Origin of the sequence: Sphingomonas sp. FUKUSWIS1 (genome assembly GCF_000733135.1) — a bacterium.
In the GTDB taxonomy this organism is placed as follows: Bacteria; Pseudomonadota; Alphaproteobacteria; order Sphingomonadales; family Sphingomonadaceae; genus Sphingomonas; species Sphingomonas aerolata.
The window spans coordinates 3386-5231 of the sequence record NZ_JPJC01000222.1 but is presented as its reverse complement, the minus strand read 5'-3'; the positions used below and the strand labels follow the sequence as shown (position 1 = coordinate 5231).

Genomic DNA, 1846 nt, shown 5'->3' with positions numbered 1-1846 from the left:
TCGTCGTCGCGCGGTCCGAGCGGGGCGAGCCGCGCGCCTCCGGCTTTTCCGTCATCCTGCGCGACGTGCCGCGGCGTGGCGAGGCGGCGGAAGACATGCGCCGTCTGTTGAACCATGATCACCTGACCGGCGCCGCCAACCGACGGCATTTCGGCGAGGTGCTGAAACGCGAACAGCATCACTGGCGCGAGTTACGGCAATCGCTGTCGCTGATCGTTCTCGACCTCGATCATTTCAAGGCCGTCAACGACACGCATGGCCACCCGGTCGGCGACACGCTGCTCCGCCGCGTTACCGATGTGTGTACCGCGCTGCTCCCGCCCAGCGGAATATTCGCGCGGCTCGGGGGCGAGGAGTTCGGCGTCCTGCTGCCGCGCTATGACGAGGATCAGGCGGCGGCGCTCTCCGAGGCGATGCGCGCGGCGATCGCCGGAATCGCGGTCGACACGCCGCGCGGTGGGTTGCACGTGACCGCCAGCCTGGGCTGCGCCACGCTCGGCGAAACCGACGGTTCGATCGATGCGCTGCTCGCGCTCGCGGATGATCGCCTCTACGCCGCCAAGCATGCCGGTCGGAACCGGGTCCGCTCGCGCGAGACCGCGACCGCGTGACCCGGGCCGGACTGTCGCGCGCCGCGGTGCACCGCATCGCCTGCGCGGTCGTCGCGACCGAGATGGCGCGGCTGCGCGATCCGGCGCCGCCGGCCGCGACACGCGGCGACTGGCCCGAAGCCATGCCGATCGGCGACGAGGGCCTCGGGCTCGATTCGATGGAGCAGCTCGGCGCGCTGGGCGCGCTGGCCGAGACGTTCGACCTCGACGACGATACGCTTGGCGAGGGTCCGCCGCAGACGGTCGGCGCCTGGACCGACTGGATCCTGCGTGCGCACGCTACGGGCACCGACCGGATCGCGGTGCGGACGTCCGGTTCGACCGGCAGCCCGCGCCTGTGCATCCACGCCGTCCCCGACCTGCTCGACGAGGCGGCAGTCTTCGCGACACGGTTCGCCGATCGGCGCCGGGTCGTCGCCTTGGTCCCCGCCGATCATCTCTACGGGCTGGTCTGGACCGCGCTGCTGCCCGACGCGCTGGGCGTTCCCGTCGTCGTGCGGACGATCGGCGCACCGCTGTCGCTCGAGGCGGGCGATCTCGTCGTCGCGGTGCCCGACCAGTGGCGCGCGCTGTCGCGGATGATGCGCCACTGGCCGGGGGATGTCATCGGCATCAGTTCGGCCGGGCCGCTCGACGACACCGTCGCCGCCGGGCTGCTCGCGGCGGGGCTTGCCGGGCTGGTCGATATCTACGGCGCCTCCGAAACCGGCGGTATCGCGATCCGCACGCTGCCCGCGCTCGACTACGTCCTGCTGCCCCGCTGGCAGCTCACGGCCGCCGACCCGGATGACTGGCGGCTCGTCGAGCGCGACGGCCGGCACCACGACCTGCCCGACCATGTCGCGCGTCTCGGCGAGCGCGTCATTCGACCGATCGGTCGGCGCGACGGGGCGGTCCAGGTCGCCGGGCACAATGTCTGGCCAGGGCGCGTCGCCGGCGTGCTGCGGACGGTGGAGGGTGTCGCGGACGTCGCGGTGCGGCTGCACGGCAATGGCCGGTTGAAGGCGTTCGTCGTGCCGCACCCCGGTCAGGACCCCGCCCGGCTGTCCGCGCGGATCGAGCAGTTGGCGGCGAACCGGCTCACCGATCCCGAGCGTCCGAAGGCCTATCGCTTCGGCACGGCGGTGCCGCGCACGGCCATGGGAAAGCTCGAAGACTGGGGCTGATGCCGCCCCGCCGGCGTCTAGCGCCCAGTCAGCGCATAGCCGCGGGTCTTCTCGCCGAGCGCGGCGTAG

Annotated in this window: 2 protein-coding genes; both read left to right on the top strand. The window is 72.4% G+C overall.

Features of this window, described 5'->3' with window-relative positions:
• Positions 1-611: GGDEF domain-containing protein (locus sphsw_RS20525; RefSeq protein WP_042467277.1), on the top strand; the 611-nt coding region annotated here is incomplete at its 5' end.
• Positions 608-1777 carry an AMP-binding enzyme gene (locus tag sphsw_RS13245; protein WP_052380938.1) on the top strand — a complete coding sequence of 390 codons (1170 nt, stop codon included), beginning with the start codon at positions 608-610 and terminating at the stop codon, positions 1775-1777. The genes sphsw_RS20525 and sphsw_RS13245, both read left to right, overlap by 4 nt.
• Positions 1778-1846: the final 69 nt, after the last annotated feature.